Origin of the sequence: Mesorhizobium sp. L103C131B0 (genome assembly GCF_000502275.1) — a bacterium.
GTDB lineage: Bacteria > Pseudomonadota > Alphaproteobacteria > Rhizobiales > Rhizobiaceae > Mesorhizobium.
This window is the reverse complement of sequence record NZ_AYXC01000006.1, coordinates 56,214-78,189: the sequence shown is the minus strand read 5'-3', so window position 1 is coordinate 78,189 and position 21,976 is coordinate 56,214. Positions and strand designations below refer to the sequence as shown.

The window sequence follows — 21,976 nt, the reverse complement described above, 5'->3', positions numbered from 1 at the left end:
GATTGTACTTGACCGTAGGTCCGGCGCGAAAGGGGTGTCAACGGCTGGCGATCGGCATGGCCGCGATCGCCTTCGTGTTCTTGACGGCCACAGCCGACGCACGTGAGCTGAGGGTCTGCGCCGATCCGAACAACCTGCCGTTCTCCAACGCGGCAGGTCAGGGCTTCGAGAACAGGATCGCCGAAATCGTTGCGTCCGATCTCGGCGCCAAGCTGACCTATACCTGGTGGGCGCAGCGTCGCGGCTTCATCCGCAACACGCTGAAGGCGGGCCTGTGCGATCTCGTGCCGGGCACGCCGAGCAACCTCGAAATGCTGCGCACCACCACGCCCTACTACCGATCGTCCTATGTCTTCGTCACCCGCAGGGACGGCCCCGACGTAGCATCGTTCAATGATCCGCGGCTGCGCGACATGCGGATCGGTGTTCAGCTCATCGGCGACGATGGCGCCAATTCGCCTCCGGTCCAGGCGCTTGGCCGCCGCGGTATCGTCGGGCACCTCGTTGGCTATCCCGTGTATGGCGATTATTCCGCCCCCAACCCGCCGGCGCGCATCGTCGAAGCGGTGGCGAGTGGCGAGATCGACCTTGCGGTGGTCTGGGGCCCCCTCGCCGGCTACTTCGCCGCCAGGCAGAAGGTGCCGCTCCGCATCACGCCGGTTGCGCCCCGCATCGACGGACCGCAACTGCCGATGATCTACGACATCTCGATGGGCGTCCGCCGCGAAGACGATGCGCTGCGCGGGGACGTCAATGGCGCCCTGTCCAGGCACAAGGTCGAGATAGATGCCTTGCTGTCACAATATGGCGTGCCGCGCCTCGATGCCTCGGGGAGCCCGGTGCGATGAGAGCCGCTGTGGCCATGCTCCTGTTTCCAGTCCTTGCGCTCGCTGCCTGCCAGCGCGAGGAACGTGACACGCGCCCGCAATCGGCGCTCGGATCGGGCGAGCAGCCGACGCCTGTGACCACGCTGGAGCCCGGCGGACAGCGGCCCCCCGCCAGCGACAACAAGGCGGCGAGCTTCGAGGCCAACGCCTTCCACATGAGCGAAGGGAAACGGCTTTTCGGCTGGTTCAACTGTTCGGGATGCCACGCCAATGGCGGCGGCGGCATGGGGCCGGCCCTGATGGACCAGAAGTGGCTCTATGGCAGCTCGATCGAAAGCATCCATGCCACGATCCGCGACGGTCGGCCAAACGGCATGCCGAGCTTCCGCGACAAGATTCCCGACGACCAGATCTGGGAGCTTGCGGCTTTCGTGCGCTCGCTGAGCGGCAACGCGCCGTCTTCCGCCGCGCCGCAACGCAATGACGACATGATGGCGCATCCGTCGGAAAACCGCATGCCGGACGCGGCCACGCTGGGGAAGTCGCCGTGAAACGTCTCGTCTCGATGGCGTTCGCCACCGCCGGCGCTCTGTTGCTCCAGGGATGCGCGGGCTGGCAATCCGCCCTCGACCCGAAAGGTCCCGCGGCGAGCGAACTGGCATGGCTGATCTGGTTCTTCACCGCGCTCTGCGCCGTGGTGTGGGTGCTGGTGATGATCGCCCTCGTCGTGCCCTTGATGATGCGGTCGCGCGCGCAGGCGGAGCCGCTCGCGATCGAGGCCGGCGCCGACGACCGGAAGCTGCGCGCGGTGATGACCGCCGTCGGGTTGACCGCCATTGTCCTGATCGGACTGACCTTGCTGAGCTTCTTCGCCAACAGGACGCTCGCCGCGATCGGCTCGCATGCCGCGCTGACCATTCGGGTCACCGGCCATCAATGGTGGTGGGAGGTGCGCTATGAGGATGCCACGCCAAGCCGCATCCTGACCACGGCGAACGAGATTCATATCCCCGCCGGGGAACCGGTGCGGCTTCTTCTGACCTCGACCGACGTCATCCATTCCTTCTGGATTCCGAGCCTTTCGGGCAAGCTCGACCTCATTCCCGGCCACATGAACGTGCTCGACCTCAAGGCCGACAAGCCTGGTGTTTACCGAGGTCAATGCGCCGAGTTCTGCGGGGCGCAGCACGCAAACATGGGTACCTTCATCATCGCCGAGCCGCGTGCGAAGTTCGACGCTTGGTGGAACGACCAGTTGCAGCCGGCAGCTACTCCGACGGGGGACGAGGCCAAGGCCGGCCAGGATCTGTTTCTGAAGCGCCCTTGCGTGATGTGTCACAGAATAGGCGGCACGCCTGCCGGAGGAACGGTCGCCCCCGACCTCACCCATATAGCCAGCCGGCAGACGCTTGCCGCCGGGACATTGACGATGAGCCGCGGCAACCTCGCCGCCTGGATAGCCGACCCACAGGGCATCAAGCCCGGATCCCACATGCCGGTGGTGGAACTCAGCGGCGACGAACTCAACGCCATGGTCGCCTATCTCGAGGCGCTTAAATGAGCAGCGCGGATCTCACAAGCGAACGCGACCTGCCGCGCGAAACGCCCGCCACAGGCGACGTCGCACCCGAGCATGACGGACCGCGCGACACCGGCATGGACGATGCCAGCCTGGATCGCTGGCTGGCGCGGACATGGCGCACGCCCCCCGGCATCATCGGCGCGCTGTCGAGCGTCGACCACAAGGTCGTCGCACGGCGCTATCTGATCACCGCCTTCGTGTTTCTGTGCCTGGGCGGGCTCAACGCTGTCGCCATGCGCATCCAGCTCTCAGGGCCGCAGCGCGGTCTGATCGGCCCGGACCTCTACAACCAGCTGTTCACGATGCATGGTGTGACCATGATGTTCCTGTTCGCCGTGCCCATCGTGCAGGCGACAGGCATCTATCTCGTCCCGCTGATGGTCGGCAGCCGCAACATCGCCTTTCCCCGCCTGAATGCGTTCAGCTACTGGATCTATGTTTCGGGCGGCATATTCGCCTGGGTGTCTTTCGCGCTCAACATGGCGCCCGACGTCGGCTGGTTTGCTTATGTGCCGCTGTCAGGCCCCGAATTCGCGCCGGGCAAGCGGGCCGACGTCTGGGCCCAGATGATCACTTATACAGAAGTATCCTCCCTGGCCGTCGCGGTGGCAACCATCGTCACCGTGTTCAAGCAGCGAGCCCCCGGCATGTCGCTGGACAGGATTCCGCTCTACGTCTGGGCAATGCTGGTTACCTCCTTCGTCGTCGTCTTCGCCATGCCCGCGGTGATGATCACCTCGACCTTCCTGATCCTCGACCGGCTGGTCGGCACACATATCTTCAACCCCGCCGAGGGCGGCGACGCACTGCTCTTCCAGCATCTGTTCTGGTTCTTTGGCCATCCCGAGGTCTACATCATCTTCCTGCCGGCGACGGGCATGGTCTCCGCGATCATCCCGGTCTTCGCCCGGCGTCCCGTGTTCGGGCATCTCGGGCTGGTCTTGTCGCTGATTGCCGTCGGTTTCCTTTCGTTCGGCCTCTGGGTCCATCACATGTTCGCGACGGGGCTACCCAAGCTCGGCGCCAGCTTCTTCACCGCGTCGAGCATGCTGATCGCCATCCCCAATGGCGTTCAGATCTTCTGCTGGCTGGCAACCTTGTGGGACGGCAGGCCGGTGATCCGCACGCCGCTGCTGTTCGTGTTCGGCTTCTTTTTCATCTTCGTCATCGGCGGCCTCACCGGCGTCATGCTCGCTTCGGTGCCGCTGGACCTCCAGGTGCACGATACCTATTTCGTCGTCGCCCATTTCCATTACGTGCTGATCGGCGGTTCGGTCTTCCCGCTGCTGGGCGCCGCCTATTTCTGGTTCCCCAAGATCAGCGGCCGCATGATGAGCGAGCGTCTCGGGCGCTGGCATTTCTGGCTGGCTTTCATCGGCTTCAACGCGGCTTTTTTCCCAATGCATCTCGTCGGGCTCTGGGGCATGCCACGAAGGGTCTACACCTATCCGGCCGAGCTTGGCTGGGGCAACATCAACCTGTTCATCAGCGCTGGCGCGGTGCTCTTTTTCCTCAGCTTCGTACTGTTCACTTTCAATCTTGTACACGGCGCGTTGAAGGGCGCGCTGGCCGGAAACAATCCCTGGGATGCCGGTACGCTCGAATGGGCGACGTCTTCGCCGCCGCCAAGCTATAATTTCGCGCGGATACCGATTGTCACGCATGTCGAGCCGCTCTGGGCCGAACGGGAGGCGCTGCCTGTGGCGACCGGTCTCCGCGTCGATGTCCGTGAGCTGTTGATCTCAACCGTGGCGGAAGCCCACCCCGACATTCGCGAGAAATCGGCGACACCGTCGATCTGGCCGCTGCTGGCGGCAATCGCTGTCGGCGGTACGTTTGTCTATTCGATCTTCACGCCCTGGGCGATCGTCTGGGGCGCCGCGCCGATCGCCATCACCTTGATCGGCTGGTTCTGGCCCAAGGACGACCCGGAGGATGAGGGATGAGTGAGCGTCCCAGCTTGGATCTTTCGGACCTCCCAACCTTTGGACATGGTCCGCGCAGCCCGACCTGGTGGGGAACGCTCGGCTTCATGGCGCTGGAAGGCATGGGCTTTGCGTTGGCCGCCGGCGCTTATCTCTATCTCGCCACTTTGTGGCCCAACTGGCGTCTAAGCGCCCCGCACCCCAACCATTGGCCCGGAACGATCGTCACCATCCTGTTCATTATCAGCGTGGTGCCGAATCACATCCTCCACGGCCATGCCAAGCAATGCGCGATCGTGCCGGTGCGGATCGGGCTGGTGGTGATGTCGCTGCTCGGTCTGGCCCCGCTTGTCGTGCGCTGGTTCGAATTCCCGGCGCTGAACATCTACTGGGACACGAACGCCTATGGTTCGATGCTCTGGGTGCTGCTCGGGCTGCATACCACACACCTGATCACCGATGTCGGCGACACCATCGTTTTGACGGTGCTGATGTTCACACGCCATGGCTATAGCGGCCGGCGCTTCGGCGATGTCGGCGACAATGTCTTCTATTGGGATTTCGTGGTGCTGACCTGGATCCCGATCTATCTGCTCATCTACTGGATGCCGAGGCTAGGCTGATGCGTGCGTTGAAAATGGGAACGTCCTGGGGTGGTCTTCTGTCGGGGCCGATGGCTTGGGCAATCTCGACGCAGCTGAACTACGCACTCGTACCATGGCAGTGCAACCGCCAGGTGCCGGTGGTGCTTCCCGTGGCACTGGTGCTCGCCGTGCTTTCGCTGCTCGGCGGTGCCTTGTCATGGCGGGCGAAGCGGCAGGGCGGCGCCGCCTTCAAGCCTGAGCGCACGCGCAGCACCGAGCAGTTCGTCGCCGATCTCGGCATGCTTGCGGCATTGCTGTTTGCCCTCGTCATCATCATGCAAGGCAGCGCGGCTCTCATTCTCGACGAGTGCCTGCGATGAGCTTCGACGCGTTCTTCTCGACCTCGATCTGCTACGGCGCCGGCGCGCCCGAGGCCGGATGGACGCTCGCATTTCCCATCACGTTTCCGCTGGCCGCGATTGCCTTCCTTTATTCCATCGGAGCGACTCGGTTGTGGCGCCGCAGCAGCCGAGGCCGTCCCGAGCGGATGCGGCAGGCGTTGTTTTTCGCCGCCGGTTGGGGCGTGCTGACGGCAGCACTGGTCAGCCCCATCCACGCGCTCGGCGAGCGGGTGTTTGCCGCCCATATGATCGAGCATGAACTGCTGATGGCGGTGGCGGCGCCCCTCCTTGTCGCCGCTTGCCCAGGCGCAGTCCTGCTCTGGTCCTTGCCGGCCTCACTTCGCCGCGGAACGGGCAAGCTCACGCGCGCAAAGACGCTGCAATCGGTTTGGGCCCTGGTGATCCGCCCCCTCAACGCGACGATCATTCACGGCGTCGCCATCTGGATCTGGCACATTCCGGCGTTGTTCCAGGCAGCGCTCCAGCAGGGCTTTCTTCATTATGCCCAGCATGCGAGCTTCCTCGGCACAGCCTTGCTGTTCTGGTGGGCGCTCCTTCCGCGCCCCGGTCGACAGCAGACCTATGGCAGCTCCGTCATGCATCTTTTCTTCACCTCGCTTCATACCGGCCTGCTCGGTGTCCTGCTGCTGATGTCGCCCAAACTCTGGTATCCGGAGAATGGCGCCGGCGCCGCGTTGTGGGGCCTGACCGCGATCGAGGACCAGCAACTTGCCGGATTGGTAATGTGGGTTCCGGCCGGCTTGATCTATGGCGGCGCCGCCCTGCTGCTCGCCGGCCTGTGGATAAGCAGCAGCGCAACCAGGGAGGCAACACATGCGCTCCGACCTGGGTAGGCTGATCGGGGGCGCCCTTGCCGCAATCCTGCTGCTGACCACGGCTGTAGCAGCGGCGACCTTGTGGTCCGACCGGCGCGACCGTGTCCGGCACGAGTCGGATGCGGCGACCGGGGGCGTAGGCGCTCGCGCCATTCCGATCATGACGGCGAATGGCTGCTCCGGCTGCCATACGATACCCGGCGTGCCGGGTGCGCAAGGCCAGGTCGGACCCCGCCTGGACGGTGGCCTTGCCGACAGGGTCTTTATCGGTGGCCTGCTGGCAAACAATCCGGAGAACATGATCCGCTGGATACGCTCGGCGAGGGAAGTCAATCCGCACACGGCCATGCCGTCGACGAGGATCACCGAGCAACAGGCGCGGGACATCGCCGCTTATCTCTATGCTTTGAGGTAAATCAGCCCTCGCCGCCGCGCCGGGACCACAAGCCCCGGCCGGGGTCATAGCCGATGACCGCCGCGAGGAAGAAGGCGATGAGGCAGCCAAGGACCACAATCGCCGCGACAGGATCGAACCGCAGATAGAGCGCGAAGCGTATCAGCTCGACCGCCGAGCTGAACGGGTTCCAGGCGGCGATTGTTGCCAGCACCGGTCCCGCCTCGGCAAGCCGCCACAGCGGATAGAGCGCCGTCGAGGCAAAGAACACCGGAAAGATGACGAAATTCATGACACCGGCAAAGTTCTCCATCTGTGTCGAAACCGAGGAGACAAGCAGTCCGAACGCGCCAAGCATGAGGCCCGCCAGCACGAGCGCCGGAAATACCGCGACGTAGCCGAGAACGGGCGGCCGCACATCCCAGAAACGCGCGATCAACAGAAACAAGTAGACCAGCGGCACGCCGACGATCACGCTGGCCAGCAGGCGCGCCGCAAGCAGGTACCAGCGCGGCAATGGTGCGGTCAACAACAGGCGCATGCTGCCCATCTCGCGATCGTAGACCATGGCCAGCGAACTCGCCATGGCATGGAAGAGCAGCATCATGGCCGCTAGCCCAGGCACCACATATACGTCATAGAGAACATAGGTCTGGTAGGGTGGCGTTATCGACAGACCGAGAACGGAGCGGAAGCCAGCGGCAAAGATTGCCAGCCAGACCAGCGGCCGCACCATCGCCGAGAGCAGCCGGCCGCGTTGCCGCAACGTGCGCAGCATCTCCCTGCGCAGGATGCCGTTGAGCGCGCGCACTGCGTGAGACGTTTTCATTCGGACTCCGTCAGCGACGCGAAGGCCTCGCCCGTGCTCGCCACACCGAGATCGGCAGCCAGGCGATCGGCGCGGCCGGCCCACCGGATTGTGCCTCGATGCAGCACCACCACATCGTCATCCGCCGTTAGTTCTTCCAGAAAATGTGTTGCCCACAGAACGGCAATGCCGCGCTGGCGGCAAAGCTCCCGCACGTGCCGCTCGAGCGCGCGGCGGCCCGGCACGTCGAGCCCGGTGGTCGGCTCATCCAGCAGCAAAAGGCGTGGGCTATGCATCAGAGCACGTGCGATCTCGACACGGCGACGCTGCCCCCCGGAAAGCGCTCGGGCAGGATCGTCGATCCTGTCCAGCACGTCCAGCCGGCCGAGTTCGTGGATGGAGCGCTCCTTGCTCAAGGCCTGGCTAAGCCCATGCAAGGCCGCGTGGTAACGCAGGTTCTCGCCGGCCGTCAGATCGAGGTCGAGGGTCGGCAACTGGAAGACGACGCCCATCTGCGCCAACGCGGCGGACGGGTTGACATCCATCGCCTGGTCGAAGACATGCACCGAGCCGGAGCGGGCGTGATAAAGACCGGTGATCAGCGAGAACAACGTCGTCTTGCCGGCGCCGTTGCGGCCTAGCAAGATGCACATCCTGCCTTGGGCCACAGAGAAAGAGACGCCGTCGAGAACCCGCCGGTTTCCGAAACTATGGCCCAGATTCTCGACCGACAAGGCGTTCATGGCCCGATCACGACGCCCCACGGCCCCCGCCCTACCGGCAGCGATTTCACCACCTCCTGGTTTTCCAGATCGATAAACGAAATATCGCCGGAATTCCCGTTTGCGCTGACCAGGCGCTTCTCGTCGCCGGAGAGCGCAACGTGCCAGGGTCGTTGACCAACAAGGTAGAGCCGACGGACCGCCAGCGTTTTCACATCGACTTCCGCAATCCTGTTGGCGGGGCCGAGCGCCACATAGACGGTCGTGCCATCGCGAGACGTCGCCATGCCGACCGCCTGCACACCCTCGCGTCGTATACCCGGCACCTCGAACTCGACTTTGCCGGTCTGTGCGCGCGTTGCCGTGTCGAAGACGGTGACAGTGCCCCGGATCTCCGAGGACACCCAGAATTGCTTCCCGTCCGGCGAGAATAAAGCCGCGCGCGGCCGGGTATCGACCAGCAGATTGTCGACGAGTTCAAGCGTGCCTGCGTCGATCAGATGCACCATGCTGGTGGTCTCCGAAGTGCAGGCGACATAGCGGCCGTCGGCGCTGGCCGCCATTCCTTCCGGTTCGACGCCGACATCCACGGTGCCGATGACCTTGGCCGCGGCGATGTCCACCACCGACACCAGATTGTCATTCTCGTTGGCGACGAACAGCCGCTTGCCATCGGGATGGACTGCGAAGAATTCCGGATCGGCTCCCGAAGGCAATTCCCCGACGACCCGCCGCTTCGCGACGTCGACCACGTCGATGCGGTTGTCGTCGCCTTCCGCGACGAACAGCATCTTGTTGTCGATCGACAGTGCCAGCCCGCGCGGACGGCGGCCGACATCGATCGTCGCCAGCAAAGTCATTGTCACGCCGTCGACGACCGCAACCGTATTATCCTGCTCATTGGAAACATAGATGGTCTCGGCGGCGGCGGGAGCAGCAAGAGCGAACGCCGCCAACAACAGCGTCATCAGAACTTGCATGTGCTCTCCTCCAGGTCGATGCCCAGCGTGTCGAGCGGCGTGCGCTGATGCAGGAAGCCCGGTTGCGGTGAGCTGGAAATCAAGAGGCGAGGCCCGGCGATCAAAATGGGCTGGCGCATCTGTCCGTCCCAGGGACGGAAACTAAGCCCCTGCCCCTTGAAGCCAGCGAGAAGAAACGCGTCGCCGCGTATATATCTGCCGATTGCCGCGGGATCGAGACTGTGCAGGCGCGTCGCCGCTTCGCCGATACTGCGCACAGCGAGCCAGGCCGCGTAGTCGCTGGGCAACATCCAGCGCCCTGCCTGCCTGTGGAAACGGTCCTGCAGTTGCGTGGCGCCCCATTCCTCGCTGACAGCGCTCCAGCCTGTGGCGACAAGCCCTTGCGTGCCGGCGACGATTCTCGGCAGCGCAGTGCGGCCCTCCAGATAGGCGCCGAATTCATCCGCCTCGTCGGCGACCACGAGCACATCATAGTCGCTGACCTGCGTGACCGCCGGTATTTCGGTCTGCAGCGTGACATGCCCTGTATCGGCACGTCCGTTGGCGGGCCTGAATGTCCACGGCTGGTCGATCGTGATCTCGGCTCCGAAGCGAGCCGCCGCCCGTCGAAAGGCCGCAGCCATCGCCTGATCCTGCGAATGCGGCCCCACAAGCAGGAACCAACGCTGCCAGCGCTTCCAGGCGAGATATTGCGCCAGCCCGTCGGCGAGCATGGCGCGGCTCGGGATCGTGTGCAGCACGTTCCGACGGCAGTCCTGCTGGCGAAGCTCGTCGTCCGGCGCCCGGCTGTTGAGCAACGTCATCCGCTCGGCACCGGGCGCGGCACTGGCCTGTAGAAGCTGACTGGCGTCGAGATCGGCGACGACAAAGGCGATGCCGGCATCGGCGAATTGTCTTACCGCGTCGTCCGGCGTTTCGGTTGGTTTCAATATCCTTTCCTCCAGCCGAAATTTCTGCCCAAGAAACCGGCCGGTGCTTTCGTCGTCGGCAATGCCAAGCCGTGCGCCTTGCAGGCCGTCGTCGGTGACGGTTTCATCAAGGGGTCCAAGGGGCAGAGCCGGTTTGCGCTCCTGGCCGATATACCCGATCACCATCGTCTGTTGCTCGGTGGCGCCAGGGCCGGTGATCAGCAAAAGAAAGAGAAGGCCCAGCAACAGTCTCATTGTGTCGCCCCCAGCCCAAAGCGCGACGATCCCGCTTCATCGCCACGAGAGATTGCGACATCGCGCACGATGCGGGCCGGCGATCCCTCCAGAACAATAACCCGATCACCCAGCGACGAGGCATATGCGAGATCATGCGTAACCAGCAGCGTGGTAGTCCGCCGACTGGCGAAACAATCCTGCAGCAGGCGGCGCATGTCTTGCGCGGTCGCCTCGTCGAGTGAAGCGAATGGCTCGTCGAGGAGCAGGAGCGCAGGCTCCACGGCGAGCGCCCGGGCAAGCGCTACGCGCCGCGCCATGCCGCCCGAGAGTCGCTGCGGATAGCTCTTCTCATTGTCTTTCAGGCCGACAGCGGCAAGCCACCGGGCCGCATCGGGCGCGCGATCCGGGATGGCCATCTCTACATTGCGCAAGGCGGTAAGCCAGGGCAGCAGCCTCGGTGTCTGGAACAGCATGCCTATCGGAAGCGGTCGTCCGCTCACGCTGCCGCGAAATTCGCGGTCGACGCCCGAAACGATCGACAGCAGCGTCGACTTGCCGACACCGGAAGGGCCGGTCAGGACGCAGACCTGTCCGTCGGCTATATCAAGCGACAGCGCGCGAAAGATCGTCCGGCGCTGGCCGTCGTCACCGGGGAAAGTCTTGTCCTCGATCCTGATCCTCAGCATCAGCGTCGCCAGGCGAACAGACGACGTTCCAACGGCACAAGCAGTCCATACTCTATGGCAAGCATCACAACGCCGAAGCTGATCGCATAGGCAAGGATGTGGGTGACGTCGAAGTTCTGAAAATAGACCTGTAGCTGGAACCCGACGCCGTTGGAGCGGCCGAGCAGTTCGGCGAGCAACACGATCTTCCACGTCAATGCCAGCCCGCTGCGCAGGGTGACGAGAAAGAACGGCGCCAATTGCGGCAGCACGACATGCTGCAGCTTTGCAGCACGCCCGAAGCGATAGAGCTCAGCCATTTCGGCAAAGTCCTTGTCCAGCCGGCTGGCGCCTTCACGAATAGTCACCACGACATTGGGGATCTTGTTGAGCGCGACCGCAAGGACAAGCGCGGTCTCGGCAAGACCAAGCCAGATATAAATTAGAATGACCGTGATCAGCGCCGGCATGTTGAGGAGTAAGACGATCCAAGGCCTCATCCATATGTCGGCTCTGTGCGAGCGGCCTGCCGCGTAGCCAAGGGCCGCGCCGATGAGTATTGCCGACCCGAGGCTTGCCACGACGCGCGCAAGCGAGATGCCCAAATGGTATGGCAGCTCGCCCCGAACCGCTTCGTGCAGGAGAACCGAAACAACCTGGACCGGACCAGGAAACAGCCGATCGGCGGCGATCGATGATGCAATCTGCCAGACGAGCACCATGGTCAGCAATGCCGCAGCCGATTGCCAACGCTGCATTGTGATGGGGAACGCTGGGACATCGGTCATTGGCGCGAGCTCAAGCCGGTATGGCCCGGAAGACACCAGGATCGAGGCTCGTCGCCTTGCCGACCAGATCCTCGCCGCCCAATTTGGCCAGGATTGCAAACAACCGGGCCGCGCCATCACGTTCGTCTTTGCCGAAACGACGAGGGATTCCGGCTCGATAGGCGGCGCGTAACGCCGCCTGTAGGTGAGGATCGTCCGTGCCCAATTGAGGCGCGAGCACCCGCCACTCGTCGTCCGAAGACTCGAGCAGCGACTTCGCTGCCGCGGTCGCGCTCGTGAATCGCGCGAGGGCTATCGGGTTGGCCCGCGCCCAGCTTTCATGGAAGACGTAGCCGAGCATCGGCAAGTCCACGGATACGCCAAGCCCCTGCAGGATTTGCGCGACACTGAGCAGAGGCCTTGCCCCCTCTGACTCGAGACGAGCGGCGAAATTCCAGAACGTCAGCAGTGCATCCAGTCGCCCCGCCAGAAATTCCTGCTCCAACAAAGGCGGCGCGCCGAACACTGGCTCCACCTCTTCAGCAAGATCGCGCTTCACCTGACGGAGGCCGAGCGCGCGCAACAGGATCCAGCTTTTGTCCAGCGGACCACCTGCGATCCCCAGCCTTTTGCCCTTGAGGTCCGCAAGAGTTCGAATGGACGAGCCTTGCGGCAGTTCCAGCGCGCCGACGGCACGAGAATAGGGATAGAACACCAGATCAGCGCCTTCGCTGCGCTGGCGCATGACCCACACCCAGTCCGAAACGATGACGTCGACGCTGCCCGCCAGCAATGCGGTCTTACCGGCTTCGGTCCCGGCAAGCCGCTGAGCCTCGATTGATACGCCGTGCACAGCGTCCAACGCATGTCGCCGCATGACGTCAACTTCCCAGGCGGCGGTGCCAAATCCCAGCACGCCAAATCGCACGAGCGGCGATGGCTGTGGCGCGGCTTCTGCGGAAGCACCCAATAGCCAGCAACAAATACCCGCAAGAGCGGCCCGCCGCGAGATGTGACCCTGATCATGCCGGGTCAGCCATTCGCCTGGAAGGGTAGCAGTCAGCACGGGCGCACCGGGTGTGAAGGAACTTTCCTAACGCGGTGGCGGCAGGAATGTTCCTCGATGGTGCATGGAACTAACGGGAAAGCACCTAAGGTCCGTTTTTCGGCTCGTACGGCAGTCCGGGGGCTTGTTCAGGCGAACAGAAGAAGGTGTCAGGGGCTACGGTCCGCTCTTGGCATCATCGACCTCCAACGCGTCCATTACAGGTGCCGGATCGCTCTTTTCGGAGCTCGGGCTCTGCACCCCGGACCCGGCGTTCTCGATCGCTTGCACGATAGCATCTTCGATGTTTCCGAGTTCGTCCTCCCTTACTTCACGCCCATAACCAGCCACCTCGGCATCCTGCTCGAATTGCTGAGCGAGCACCGCGACGCTGACTTCCTCTCGACCAGGAAGTGTGCCGACATTCTCCTGTAGCCAGTTTTGAAAAAACTCTCTGGTCGCGCTCATCTCAGACCACCCTTTCGCCAAACTAAGCGCGACGGTGAGCCGAAGTTCCATGATGCGTTCACTTTCCCAGTGGTGCTGTACTCACAGCGTTGGGAGCCACGAGGTTTTTGCAGGCTTGATGAGGCAGTGGCCTTTCTCTTCACGACTCGATTGGAGTTCACTCTTATTGTGCAGTGTGCATCCTGATTGCGTCCATTTCGACCCTGTGGAACAAGCTCGTTGAGTTGAAGTTAGGCCCGATGCCAAGCTTTTCGGGCGAACCAAGCTTTTCGGGCGCACTAGTTTTTGACGTTGCCATCGTCGGCGGCGGCCCCGCGGGGCTCGCTGCAGCCATGTATTTAGCCAGGTTTCTGCGTTCGGTGATCTCGCTCGACGCGGGGCATGCGCGTGCCAAGCTCATCCCAAAATCCCGCAACTGTCCCGGCTTCCCCGACGGCATCAGCGGGGAAGAACTGCTCGGCCGCCTACGAGCCCAGGCACAGCTATACGGCGCGAGCCTTGTCCATGGTTGCGTAGGCCACGCCGAAAAACGCGAGGGGTTTTTTGTTCTGACGACCACCTGCGGGATTGTCCAAGCAAGGCGCGTGATTCTGGCAACGGGCATTGTGGACAAGGCACCTCCCATTGAAAGACTGGAGGAGGCGATCGCAACCGGCATTGTCAGACTGTGCCCGGTTTGCGATGCATATGAGGCCCGGGGTAGCCGCATCGGCGTTGTTGGTCCGGAGCATCTCGCCGTCAGGGAGGCTCTGTTCCTGAAGGGATATGGCAGTCAGGTCGCCTTGCTCGCCAATAACCAGGATGATGTTTCCGAAGCTGCCCGCGGCGCCGCCTTGGCAGGCGGAGTTGAAATCTGGGACGCGGTCGATGACCTGATCCCTCGACGAACCGGGTTCGATGTCGTCATGGCCGAGGGCGCCCCGATGCGCAACATCGATGTGGTGTACCCTTCGATGGGCAGCGACGTACGCTCCGAACTCGCGGTTGCTCTGGGGGCTAACTGTGACGCAGAAGGCTATGTCCTGGTCAACCGACACCTTGAGACTTCAACGCCAGGACTCTATGCCATTGGCGACGTGGCCGAGGGGCTCAATCAAATTGCTGTTGCGTTCGGAGACGCCGCCAAGGCTGCAACTCACATTCATAACGACCTCCGCGATTGCGCCGAGCCGGCGACGAACTTCCGGCGAAGTTGACCTGCAGATGCGAACGCACCGTACCGGCTCACCTTTGGCTGCGTTGATGCCCGGAACCTGTTCCACCCGGCGTGAGACTACCGGCTTCGGCTTTGCTAGAGTTCTCCCAGGCGCAGCCGCTGGGTTGATGGACGGGCACGCGCTGGCGAACGGCTGGAGGAAGGAATGAAAATTCTCGTCACCGGCGCGTCAGGTCTGATTGGAGCCGCGCTTTGCGCGCGCCTGGCCGGCGAGAGTCATGAAGTGGTCCGCGTGCTTCACCACGCAGACACTGGCGTCCACCCGGAGATCCAAACCGTTTCCCGGGATATGGCGCGGGCCTTGCGACCTCAGGATTGGATCCCCTATCTCGCCGGTGTGGACGCCGTCGTAAACTGTGCCGGCGTCCTCCAGGATAGTGCCCGGGAAAACACCCGGCATGTCCATTCTACCGGCGCCTCGGCTCTCTTCACCGCGTGTGAGCAAGCAGGTGTGAACAAGGTGATTCACTTTTCTGCCATCGGGGTCGATCGCCAGCAGCCGTCCGCCTTTTCCGCCAGCAAGCTCGCCGGCGATGAAGCACTGATGGCACGTAGCCTTAGCTGGGTCATCCTGCGCCCCTCCGTAGTGCTGGGAAGGCCGGCCTTCGGCGCAAGTGCACTGTTTCGCGGCCTCGCGGCGTTGCCGCTCTTGCCGTTGATGCCCGACACGGGCCATCTCCAAGTCGTCCAACTCGATGACGTCATCTCCACCGTCCTGTTCTTCCTCAAACCCGGCAGCCCATCGCACCTCACGCTGGACCTGGCTGGGCCCGAGGCACTTTCGATGAGCGAGGTCGTGGGTCGCTATCGCCGCTGGTTCGGATGGAGCAGTGCTCGGGAGTTCATCTTGCCGAATTGGGCCGCAGCTATCTTGTACAGGTTCGGGGATGCCGCGGCTCAGCTGGGCTGGCGCCCGCCCATGCGCAGCAATGCAGCAAAAGAGATTGCCCGTGGCGCTGTCGGCGATCCCCAGCCGTGGATGACGGCGACCGGCATTCAACCATCAGGTCTTACATCTGCACTGCGTCTAAATCCTGCGACCGTGCAGGAGCGATGGTTCGCCGGTCTTTACTTCGTCAAGCCGGCGCTCTTTGTCGTCTTGCCGCTCTTCTGGATCATGACCGGCATCATTTCCCTCACCGCCGGCTGGCGCAGCGGAGTTGACTTGCTGATTGGCACTGCTGCCGGCCCCTTGGCCGAACCGGCGGTAGTCGCCGGCGCGCTGGCTGACATCGCCGTCGGGGCGCTTGTCGCCTGGCGCCCAACCAGCCGGCTTGGTCTTTTCGGCGCAATCGCGGTATCGCTTTTCTATGCGACCGCTGGGAGCATTCTGCGGCCGGATCTTTGGCTTGAGCCACTCGGGCCGCTGATCAAAATCCTCCCGATCCTCGTTCTGCATTTTGCAGCGCTGGCCATTCTGGAGGAACGCTGATGATGTACTTCGTGCTTAAATACCTGCACGTGATCGGCGCTGCTGTGCTGCTCGGAACTGGTGCCGGCATTGCTTTTTTCATGCTTTTGGCACACCGGACCGGGAATGCTGCGACGATCGCAGCCATCGCCCGAATTGTCGTGCTGGCTGATTTCCTGTTCACGGCTACGGCCGTTGTCGCACAACCTCTGACCGGACTGGGCCTCGCTAGGGTTGCGGGGTATTCGCTGTCCGAAGGATGGATCGTTCTCTCGATCCTGCTCTACATCTTAACGGGCCTGTTCTGGCTGCCTGTCGTGTGGATGCAGATCGAGATGCGAAATCTAGCCACACAGGCCGCACTCTCCAACCAACCTCCTCCCGAGCGCTACCATCAGCTGTTCAGACGCTGGTTTGTCTTCGGCTTCCCAGCTTTCGGCGCCGTGCTCGCCATTTTCTGGCTGATGATTGCGCGCCCGGCAATCGAGTGGTCATCGTTGTAGCTGCGATCGGCAAGCACTGCGCCGTGAATTCATCCGTCGCGCCTAGCTGGCTCGTGCCGGCGCGATGCACTGCGGTCGGGAACCACGGTCACTGCCGCGAGTTCTTTCGCATGGCCAATCATCCCGTCACCGGCGTGCTTACCTCAATCGGCACATTAACCTCCCGCCCCGCGGCATTCCTGATCCTGTTGGTCTACGCAATCCTTTGGATGATCTTCGAGCGACAGACCCTGGACTGGCATGGAGCGGCTACCTTGTTTACGTGGGCCATGACGCTGTTCATCCAGCGTGCCGAGCACCGCGACACTCAGGCCATTCACGCCAAACTGGATGAGATCCTGCGATCAGACCACAATGCCTCGAACATCACGCGGATCGACGATGAAGAGCCCGAGGAAATCGAAAAACACCGCCACCGCAGGCAGCAGGACGACTGATGAGCGGCGTTTTGGTTTCACGGCAGGACGAGTAGCGGGTTTCCGGCTTTTGACGCCTATCCAGCCCCGCCGCCTCCTGCGCTCAGGGCCAAGGCCTTCGATCCTTGCTGCGGCTGTGGTTCAGCGACGGAAGGATCGGAGCCCCTATTGTTCCACCGCATCCAGAAAAATTTGCCCGAGAACCAGGTCAGGCAAATCGGCCGGCTCGAAGTGCGTCATTCGCCCTTCTGGTTGCGCTCGACGAACTTGTTGAAACGGCTGGTTTGTCCGTCACCAGTCTTGGACTGGTAAAGAAAGGCCAGATCGTTCTCGTCGAATATGCGGAAGAACTCATCCCATTCGACCGGCTCGAATGCTTCCTCGGGTTTGCCGAAGTCGATCCGCAGGATGCCGCCCGCGCCTTTGGTGCGAACCACTGCCGGCCGTCCATCCCGCTCCTCCGCCCATTTGCGGATTTCGTCGTGATTGGTGGTCGTTTGCGACTGGGACATTGAAATCTCCTTTGATCATCGGCGTTGCCAACATCGGGCATCGTCGGGGCTGCCGGCGTCCTAACAGCACAAGGGCGGCAATGTTCCGGCACGGCGCGGCGAGCGCGATGTGGCTGCTTCCGAACGAAGCCGGCCAAAGGAACTTTGTTGAAGCCAAGGGAACAAACCTTTTGCCGAAAAGTTCGGGTCGCCAAGATTACCTGTCTGAGGAGTGGTCGTGAAACGGATATTGGTTACAGGGGGCTGCGGCTTCATCGGCCGGCATGTCGCCCAGGAACTCATCGAGCAGGATTATTCGGTTCGCATTTTGGATGTGCTGCTGGAGCAGGTGCACGCAGGCGAAACAGTCGCCCTTCCCGCCGGGGCCGAGCTGATCAAGGGCGACATTCGGGACCGGGAGGCGGTCGCCAAGGCGCTGGAAGGCGTTGACGCGGTCATTCATCTAGCCGCGGAAGTCGGCGTCGGACAGTCGATGTACGAGATCGCGCGCTATGTCGGCACCAACGATCTCGGCACCGCGACGCTGCTTGAGGCGCTGATCAAACACCCGGTCGAGCGCATTGTCGTCGCCTCATCAATGAGTGTCTATGGCGAGGGCCTCTATGCTACATCGGACGGCCGGCGCATCGACAATGCCCGGCGCAAGGCGAGCGACATCAAAAACGGACAGTGGAATCCGCTGTCGCCGGAAGGCGAACCCCTCTCCCCCCTGCCGACGGACGAGGAAAAGCCGGTCGATCTCGCCTCTATCTATGCACTGACGAAATACGCCCAGGAACGCGCCGTGCTGATCTTCGGCGAAGCCTATGGCATCGATGCGGTCGCGCTGCGCCTGTTCAACGTCTTCGGCGCCGGCCAGGCGTTATCGAACCCCTATACCGGCGTGTTGGCCAATTTTGCTTCGCGTCTCGCCAACGGCCAACGTCCAATGATCTTCGAGGATGGCGAACAGAAACGCGATTTCGTCCATGTGGATGACGTCGCCCGCGCCTTTCGTCTTGCGCTGCAGCAACGCCAGGCAAGGGGTCACGTCATCAACATCGGCAGCGGCCGAGCCTATGCTATCAGCGACGTCGCGCGGGTACTTGCCGAGGCCATGGGAACGCCGGACCGCTCGCCAGAGTTGCTCGGCAAGGCGCGCTCCGGGGATATCCGCAACTGCTTCGCCGATATTTCCAAGGCCCGTGAGCTGCTCGGTTTCGAGCCGAGGCAACAACTGGAGAATTCGCTCGCCGATTTCGTTTCCTGGGTGCGCAACTCGTCCGCCATCGACCGCGGCGCCGACATGAAACGCGAGCTTGAAGAACGTGGGCTGGTGTCATGAATACGCGCAATCGACGCGACGCGCCCGTCGCCATTGTCGGCGGCAGCGGCTTCATAGGATCGAACCTGGCCGACAGCCTGTTGTCGGATGGCGAGCCGGTGCTGGTGATCGACAATCTCAGCCGCCCCGGCGTCGAACAGAACCTTGAATGGCTGGCGCAGAAACACGGAAGCCGCCTCATGGTCGAAACGATTGACGTGCGCGACGCCAACGCGCTTGCGCCCGTTCTGAAGAGTTCCAAGGCGATCTTCCACCTGGCCGCGCAAACCGCCGTCACAACGAGCCTGGTCCAACCGGACGAGGATTTCGACATCAACCTTCGAGGAACGTTCAATGTCCTCGAGGCGGCGCGGCTGAGCAGTGAGTTTGTTCCGGTGGTCTTCGCCAGCACCAACAAGGTCTATGGCAGCCTGCCCGACGTCGCGGTGCGCGAGGACGGCGATCGTTACCTGCCTTGCGACGGCATCATCCAAGCGAATGGCATCGACGAGACCCACGGCCTGGATTTCTGCACGCCCTATGGCTGCTCCAAAGGCGCGGCGGACCAATATGTGCTCGACTATGCCAAATCCTACGGCATGCCCACGGCGGTGCTGCGGATGAGCTGCATCTACGGGCCGCGCCAGTTCGGAACCGAGGATCAAGGCTGGGTCGCGCACTTCCTGCTGAGTGCGCTGACGGGACGTCCAATCACCATTTACGGCGACGGCAGACAAGTGCGCGATATACTGCATGTCTCCGATGCGGTCGCCGCCTACAGGGCCACGCTCGATCGTATCGAGACGACCAAAGGCCAGGCATTCAATCTTGGCGGCGGCCCCGATAATGCGATCAGCCTGCGCATGCTGTTGAGCGAGATCCGTAGCTTGACCGGCCATGAGCTTTCGATCCGCCATGATGACGAACGCACCGGCGATCAGCCCTTCTTCGTCGCCGACACCCGCAAGATCAAAGCGATGCTTGGCTGGAAAGCTCGTGTTTCATGGCGCGAAGGCATTCGCGATCTCGCAGACTGGCTGCAACAACACCGGCTCCAGCCTCGCCCCGAAGTCGTGAGGTACGTCGCATGAAAATCGCCCTGGTAAACCCGTTCTGGACCTATGACGACAGCATCTATTTCGGCTGCCGCCAACCACATCTCCCGCTGGAACTCGGCTATTCGAAATCCCTCCTCGAAACAGCCGGCCATGAGGTGTTGATGCTGGATGGGCAATTGCAGAAGCTCGACAACTCGGACCTCTCCGAGCGTGTGGCTGATTTCGCGCCTGCAATGACGGTCGTCAGTACCGCCCCGACTTATCTGTTCTGGCGCTGCGCACCACCCGAGTTGCGCGTGCCGGCCGATTTCCTCAACCGTCTCGCCGGGCGCGGTGGACGCACAGTCGCGGTCGGGCCGCATGGCTCGGCTACGCCCGCGCCAACCTTGCGCAAGCTTGGCGTCGACATTGTTGTGCGCGGCGAATGCGAGGAAATCGTCGCGGAACTTGCCCGGCGCGACGACTGGAGCGCGGTCCCCTCGACCGCTTACCTGCGCGACGCCAAGGTGGTTTTGAACGGCGGCGTCCACGCCAGCTCGTTTGTCGATCATCCGCCACTCCAATGGCCATCAGACTGGATCGCAGCCCATTCGCATCACCATCACAGGTTCGATGACAAGCAGGTTGGGTTCGGCGCGGAGGTCGAAGCATCGCGCGGCTGCCCCTACAATTGCAGCTTCTGCGCCAAGATCGATTTCCGCGATGCCTATCGCCGCCGAAACCACGAGGCTGTCATAGCGGAAATCGATGGGCTGATTGCCCAGGGGGTCGGCTACATTTATTTCATCGATGAAATCTTCCTGCCGCAAAAAGCGCTGCTGGAAGCGTTGATCCATCGCGACGTGAAGTTCGGTGTGCAGACCCGCATCGACCTTTGGAAGCCCGAGCTGCTGGAACTGCTCGGTGCGGCTGGCTGTGTCTCCATCGAGGCCGGCCTCGAAAGCCTGACCGTGGAAGGTCGTGCGATGCTGGCGAAACGCTGCCGTCTGGGTACCGAGGAACTTGCCGCGCTGCTCGTCAATGCCAGGCGTCACGTTCCGTTCGTACAGGCCAATCTGATCGGCGTCGTCGAGGATGACCCTGCCCTTGTGGACTACTGGCGAACGCACCTGATCGACAACGGCGTGTGGGCCAATGAACCCGTACCGCTTTATCCATATCCGAGTTCGCCAAGCTATCGCGAGCTTTGGGGCGAACCCGACGACCTCGCCTGGGAGCGCGCCCATGATCACTATCTCGCATCATTCCAGAAGTTCAGCGACATCCAGGAAAGGCGCCCGCGTCCGCTGGCGGAACTGGAGGCGACATGTTGCGGACACTGACGCCGCGCTCGCGGCGCATCCTGATGACGGTCGACGCCGTGGGCGGCGTGTGGCGCTATGCGCTCGACCTGGCCAGGGAACTTGTCAACGGCGGCGATAGCGTGGTGCTTGCCGGCCTCGGTCCGCCACCGTCCAGGCAGCAGGCCGACGAGGCGGAGGCTTTCGCGAAGCTGATCTGGCTGAACACGCCGCCGGATTGGATGACCCGCAACGGCGGTGATCTCGACGCGCTGCCGCGGGAGTTGCATGCGCCCATGCGCGACCACGCCATCGACCTTGTCCATTTCAACGCGCCTTCGCAGGCGGCGGGATTCGACGCGCCATGCCCGGTCGTGGTGGTCTCCCATTCCTGCGTGACGACCTGGTTCCATGCGGTCAGAGGACAGGCGGCGGATGGGGCATGGGCCTGGCAGAAGGAGCGCAACAGACGCGGCATGGATCGGGCCGACGCGGTCATCGCGCCGAGCCGCAGCCATGCCGACATGCTAGAGACCTGCTACGGCCCGATCGCGCGCTTGAGTGTGGTCACAAATGGTGCCCGTCCTCTGCCGAAGGCCGAAAAGCATCAACCGCTCGTCTTCGCCGCTGCCCGCTGGTGGGACGAGGGCAAAAATGCGGCGGTGGTCGATCAGGCGGCGTCCCTGACGCGATGGCCTCTGTTTGCCGCCGGTTCGACGAACGGCCCAAACGGCGAGCATGTCAGCTTCAGCCATGCTGTTCCTCTGGGAGCAGTGCCGTCCGATGAGGTGCGTTCGTTGATGGCTCGCGCGGGTATTTTCGTATCGCCATCGCTCTACGAGCCATTCGGCCTGGCCGCGCTGGAAGCCGCCATGTCGGCTACGCCCCTGGTGCTTTCCGATATCGCCACCTATCGCGAACTATGGGACGGGGCCGCGATATTCTTTGACGCGCGCGATCCGCACGATCTCGCTGCCTGCCTCAACCGTCTCTCCAGCGATGCCGAGCTCCGGCGAGAGCTTGGCCAGGCAGCCATCCGACGCAGCCGCAGGTTTAGGCTGACAAAGCAGACAGCGGCTATGCGCGGCGTCTACGACAAAGCGGCCTTAGCGATGGCGGAGCGCTGAT

At 62.8% G+C, this 21,976-nt stretch carries 25 protein-coding genes; 16 read left to right on the top strand and 9 right to left on the bottom strand.

What is annotated here, in order from left to right; genetic code table 11:
* Positions 1-56 precede the first annotated feature (56 nt).
* From X730_RS150870 to X730_RS150905, 8 genes are read left to right on the top strand one after another with little or no spacing between them, the layout of a single operon-like run.
* Positions 57-848, top strand: a complete 792-nt coding sequence (locus tag X730_RS150870; RefSeq protein ID WP_023826386.1) for a substrate-binding domain-containing protein — start codon at positions 57-59, stop codon at positions 846-848.
* Positions 845-1,378, top strand: coding sequence for a c-type cytochrome (locus X730_RS150875; RefSeq protein WP_023681119.1), 534 nt, complete (start codon positions 845-847; stop codon positions 1,376-1,378). The genes X730_RS150870 and X730_RS150875 overlap by 4 nt, the downstream gene beginning before the upstream one ends.
* A complete protein-coding gene (gene coxB, locus X730_RS150880; protein ID WP_245261361.1) occupies positions 1,375-2,388 on the top strand; it encodes a cytochrome c oxidase subunit II in 1,014 nt (337 codons plus the stop codon). The genes X730_RS150875 and coxB overlap by 4 nt, the downstream gene beginning before the upstream one ends.
* The gene (gene ctaD, locus X730_RS150885) at positions 2,385-4,355 is read left to right on the top strand and encodes a cytochrome c oxidase subunit I (protein ID WP_023681117.1); all 1,971 of its coding nucleotides are present in this window, start codon (positions 2,385-2,387) and stop codon (positions 4,353-4,355) included. The genes coxB and ctaD overlap by 4 nt, the downstream gene beginning before the upstream one ends.
* Positions 4,352-4,957, top strand: coding sequence for a cytochrome c oxidase subunit III (locus tag X730_RS150890; protein WP_023681116.1), 606 nt, complete (start codon positions 4,352-4,354; stop codon positions 4,955-4,957). The genes ctaD and X730_RS150890 overlap by 4 nt, the downstream gene beginning before the upstream one ends.
* Entirely contained in the window at positions 4,957-5,298 is a 342-nt protein-coding gene (locus X730_RS150895) for a hypothetical protein (protein WP_023681115.1), read from the top strand. The genes X730_RS150890 and X730_RS150895 overlap by 1 nt, the downstream gene beginning before the upstream one ends.
* Positions 5,295-6,173 carry a cytochrome c oxidase assembly protein gene (locus tag X730_RS150900; protein ID WP_023704606.1) on the top strand — a complete coding sequence of 293 codons (879 nt, stop codon included), beginning with the start codon at positions 5,295-5,297 and terminating at the stop codon, positions 6,171-6,173. The genes X730_RS150895 and X730_RS150900 overlap by 4 nt, the downstream gene beginning before the upstream one ends.
* Positions 6,154-6,570 (top strand): c-type cytochrome, encoded by a 417-nt coding sequence (locus X730_RS150905; RefSeq protein WP_023826384.1) that lies wholly within the window; start codon positions 6,154-6,156, stop codon positions 6,568-6,570. Before X730_RS150900 ends, X730_RS150905 begins: the two co-directional genes overlap by 20 nt.
* 1 nt (position 6,571) lies before the next feature.
* Here the strand turns inward: X730_RS150905 and X730_RS150910 are convergent, their stop codons facing one another.
* The 8 genes from X730_RS150910 to X730_RS150945 all read right to left on the bottom strand — a co-directional run bounded on the left by X730_RS150910 (position 6,572) and on the right by X730_RS150945 (position 13,200).
* Entirely contained in the window at positions 6,572-7,378 is an 807-nt protein-coding gene (locus X730_RS150910; protein WP_023681112.1) for an ABC transporter permease, read from the bottom strand.
* Complete coding sequence (locus X730_RS150915; protein ID WP_023733211.1) at positions 7,375-8,100, bottom strand: ABC transporter ATP-binding protein; 726 nt, start codon at positions 8,098-8,100, stop codon at positions 7,375-7,377. Before X730_RS150915 ends, X730_RS150910 begins: the two co-directional genes overlap by 4 nt.
* The gene (locus X730_RS150920) at positions 8,097-9,059 is read right to left on the bottom strand and encodes a PQQ-dependent catabolism-associated beta-propeller protein (protein WP_023729523.1); all 963 of its coding nucleotides are present in this window, start codon (positions 9,057-9,059) and stop codon (positions 8,097-8,099) included. The genes X730_RS150915 and X730_RS150920 overlap by 4 nt, the downstream gene beginning before the upstream one ends.
* Positions 9,047-10,222: a branched-chain amino acid ABC transporter substrate-binding protein gene (locus tag X730_RS150925; protein ID WP_023826383.1), complete on the bottom strand. Its 1,176-nt coding sequence runs from the start codon at positions 10,220-10,222 to the stop codon at positions 9,047-9,049. The genes X730_RS150920 and X730_RS150925 overlap by 13 nt, the downstream gene beginning before the upstream one ends.
* On the bottom strand, positions 10,219-10,890 hold the full coding sequence (locus X730_RS150930; RefSeq protein WP_023826382.1) for an ATP-binding cassette domain-containing protein: 672 nt from the start codon (positions 10,888-10,890) through the stop codon (positions 10,219-10,221). Before X730_RS150930 ends, X730_RS150925 begins: the two co-directional genes overlap by 4 nt.
* The gene (locus X730_RS150935) at positions 10,890-11,657 is read right to left on the bottom strand and encodes an ABC transporter permease subunit (RefSeq protein WP_023741839.1); all 768 of its coding nucleotides are present in this window, start codon (positions 11,655-11,657) and stop codon (positions 10,890-10,892) included. The genes X730_RS150930 and X730_RS150935 overlap by 1 nt, the downstream gene beginning before the upstream one ends.
* Positions 11,658-11,667: 10 nt before the next feature.
* Complete coding sequence (locus tag X730_RS150940; protein ID WP_031196941.1) at positions 11,668-12,702, bottom strand: ABC transporter substrate-binding protein; 1,035 nt, start codon at positions 12,700-12,702, stop codon at positions 11,668-11,670.
* Positions 12,703-12,858: 156 nt separating this feature from the next.
* The gene (locus tag X730_RS150945) at positions 12,859-13,200 is read right to left on the bottom strand and encodes a DUF768 domain-containing protein (RefSeq protein WP_023696361.1); all 342 of its coding nucleotides are present in this window, start codon (positions 13,198-13,200) and stop codon (positions 12,859-12,861) included.
* Between the two features lie 188 nt (positions 13,201-13,388).
* Here X730_RS150945 and X730_RS150950 point away from each other — a divergent pair, with 188 nt between their 5' ends.
* The 4 genes from X730_RS150950 to X730_RS0133770 all read left to right on the top strand — a co-directional run bounded on the left by X730_RS150950 (position 13,389) and on the right by X730_RS0133770 (position 16,716).
* Entirely contained in the window at positions 13,389-14,345 is a 957-nt protein-coding gene (locus X730_RS150950) for an NAD(P)/FAD-dependent oxidoreductase (RefSeq protein WP_031196940.1), read from the top strand.
* A 165-nt stretch (positions 14,346-14,510) separates the two neighbouring features.
* On the top strand, positions 14,511-15,797 hold the full coding sequence (locus X730_RS0133775) for an SDR family oxidoreductase (RefSeq protein ID WP_023725526.1): 1,287 nt from the start codon (positions 14,511-14,513) through the stop codon (positions 15,795-15,797).
* Complete coding sequence (locus tag X730_RS150955; RefSeq protein ID WP_023687798.1) at positions 15,797-16,279, top strand: DUF2269 domain-containing protein; 483 nt, start codon at positions 15,797-15,799, stop codon at positions 16,277-16,279. The genes X730_RS0133775 and X730_RS150955 overlap by 1 nt, the downstream gene beginning before the upstream one ends.
* Positions 16,280-16,389: 110 nt before the next feature.
* Positions 16,390-16,716, top strand: coding sequence for a low affinity iron permease family protein (locus tag X730_RS0133770; RefSeq protein ID WP_023681103.1), 327 nt, complete (start codon positions 16,390-16,392; stop codon positions 16,714-16,716).
* A gap of 215 nt (positions 16,717-16,931) precedes the next feature.
* Here the strand turns inward: X730_RS0133770 and X730_RS150960 are convergent, their stop codons facing one another.
* On the bottom strand, positions 16,932-17,207 hold the full coding sequence (locus X730_RS150960) for a hypothetical protein (RefSeq protein WP_023667991.1): 276 nt from the start codon (positions 17,205-17,207) through the stop codon (positions 16,932-16,934).
* Between the two features lie 217 nt (positions 17,208-17,424).
* On the opposite strand from X730_RS150960, the gene X730_RS150965 reads away from it, so the two are divergent.
* The 4 genes from X730_RS150965 to X730_RS150980 are packed head-to-tail and all read left to right on the top strand — an operon-like array spanning position 17,425 to position 21,975.
* A complete protein-coding gene (locus X730_RS150965; protein ID WP_023681102.1) occupies positions 17,425-18,531 on the top strand; it encodes an SDR family NAD(P)-dependent oxidoreductase in 1,107 nt (368 codons plus the stop codon).
* A complete protein-coding gene (locus X730_RS150970) occupies positions 18,528-19,601 on the top strand; it encodes a GDP-mannose 4,6-dehydratase (RefSeq protein WP_023696367.1) in 1,074 nt (357 codons plus the stop codon). The genes X730_RS150965 and X730_RS150970 overlap by 4 nt, the downstream gene beginning before the upstream one ends.
* Positions 19,598-20,890 carry a TIGR04295 family B12-binding domain-containing radical SAM protein gene (locus X730_RS150975; protein WP_023725527.1) on the top strand — a complete coding sequence of 431 codons (1,293 nt, stop codon included), beginning with the start codon at positions 19,598-19,600 and terminating at the stop codon, positions 20,888-20,890. The genes X730_RS150970 and X730_RS150975 overlap by 4 nt, the downstream gene beginning before the upstream one ends.
* Entirely contained in the window at positions 20,875-21,975 is a 1,101-nt protein-coding gene (locus X730_RS150980) for a glycosyltransferase family 4 protein (RefSeq protein WP_023681099.1), read from the top strand. Before X730_RS150975 ends, X730_RS150980 begins: the two co-directional genes overlap by 16 nt.
* Position 21,976 lies beyond the last annotated feature (1 nt).

Excerpts from the sequence above, each read along its gene's own strand:
- X730_RS150870 (WP_023826386.1), top strand. The coding sequence starts at position 57 with ATGGCCGCGATCGCCTTCGTGTTCTTGACGGCCACAGCCGACGCACGT.
- X730_RS150875 (WP_023681119.1), top strand. The coding sequence starts at position 845 with ATGAGAGCCGCTGTGGCCATGCTCCTGTTTCCAGTCCTTGCGCTCGCT.
- ctaD (WP_023681117.1), top strand. The coding sequence starts at position 2,385 with ATGAGCAGCGCGGATCTCACAAGCGAACGCGACCTGCCGCGCGAAACG.
- X730_RS150890 (WP_023681116.1), top strand. The coding sequence starts at position 4,352 with ATGAGTGAGCGTCCCAGCTTGGATCTTTCGGACCTCCCAACCTTTGGA.
- X730_RS150895 (WP_023681115.1), top strand. The coding sequence starts at position 4,957 with ATGCGTGCGTTGAAAATGGGAACGTCCTGGGGTGGTCTTCTGTCGGGG.
- X730_RS150900 (WP_023704606.1), top strand. The coding sequence starts at position 5,295 with ATGAGCTTCGACGCGTTCTTCTCGACCTCGATCTGCTACGGCGCCGGC.
- X730_RS150905 (WP_023826384.1), top strand. The coding sequence starts at position 6,154 with ATGCGCTCCGACCTGGGTAGGCTGATCGGGGGCGCCCTTGCCGCAATC.
- X730_RS150910 (WP_023681112.1), bottom strand. The coding sequence starts at position 7,378 with ATGAAAACGTCTCACGCAGTGCGCGCGCTCAACGGCATCCTGCGCAGG.
- X730_RS150915 (WP_023733211.1), bottom strand. The coding sequence starts at position 8,100 with ATGAACGCCTTGTCGGTCGAGAATCTGGGCCATAGTTTCGGAAACCGG.
- X730_RS150920 (WP_023729523.1), bottom strand. The coding sequence starts at position 9,059 with ATGCAAGTTCTGATGACGCTGTTGTTGGCGGCGTTCGCTCTTGCTGCT.
- X730_RS150925 (WP_023826383.1), bottom strand. The coding sequence starts at position 10,222 with ATGAGACTGTTGCTGGGCCTTCTCTTTCTTTTGCTGATCACCGGCCCT.
- X730_RS150930 (WP_023826382.1), bottom strand. The coding sequence starts at position 10,890 with ATGCTGAGGATCAGGATCGAGGACAAGACTTTCCCCGGTGACGACGGC.
- X730_RS150935 (WP_023741839.1), bottom strand. The coding sequence starts at position 11,657 with ATGACCGATGTCCCAGCGTTCCCCATCACAATGCAGCGTTGGCAATCG.
- X730_RS150945 (WP_023696361.1), bottom strand. The coding sequence starts at position 13,200 with ATGGAACTTCGGCTCACCGTCGCGCTTAGTTTGGCGAAAGGGTGGTCT.
- X730_RS150950 (WP_031196940.1), top strand. The coding sequence starts at position 13,389 with ATGCCAAGCTTTTCGGGCGAACCAAGCTTTTCGGGCGCACTAGTTTTT.
- X730_RS0133775 (WP_023725526.1), top strand. The coding sequence starts at position 14,511 with ATGAAAATTCTCGTCACCGGCGCGTCAGGTCTGATTGGAGCCGCGCTT.
- X730_RS150955 (WP_023687798.1), top strand. The coding sequence starts at position 15,797 with ATGATGTACTTCGTGCTTAAATACCTGCACGTGATCGGCGCTGCTGTG.
- X730_RS0133770 (WP_023681103.1), top strand. The coding sequence starts at position 16,390 with ATGGCCAATCATCCCGTCACCGGCGTGCTTACCTCAATCGGCACATTA.
- X730_RS150960 (WP_023667991.1), bottom strand. The coding sequence starts at position 17,207 with ATGTCCCAGTCGCAAACGACCACCAATCACGACGAAATCCGCAAATGG.
- X730_RS150970 (WP_023696367.1), top strand. The coding sequence starts at position 18,528 with ATGAATACGCGCAATCGACGCGACGCGCCCGTCGCCATTGTCGGCGGC.
- X730_RS150975 (WP_023725527.1), top strand. The coding sequence starts at position 19,598 with ATGAAAATCGCCCTGGTAAACCCGTTCTGGACCTATGACGACAGCATC.
- X730_RS150980 (WP_023681099.1), top strand. The coding sequence starts at position 20,875 with ATGTTGCGGACACTGACGCCGCGCTCGCGGCGCATCCTGATGACGGTC.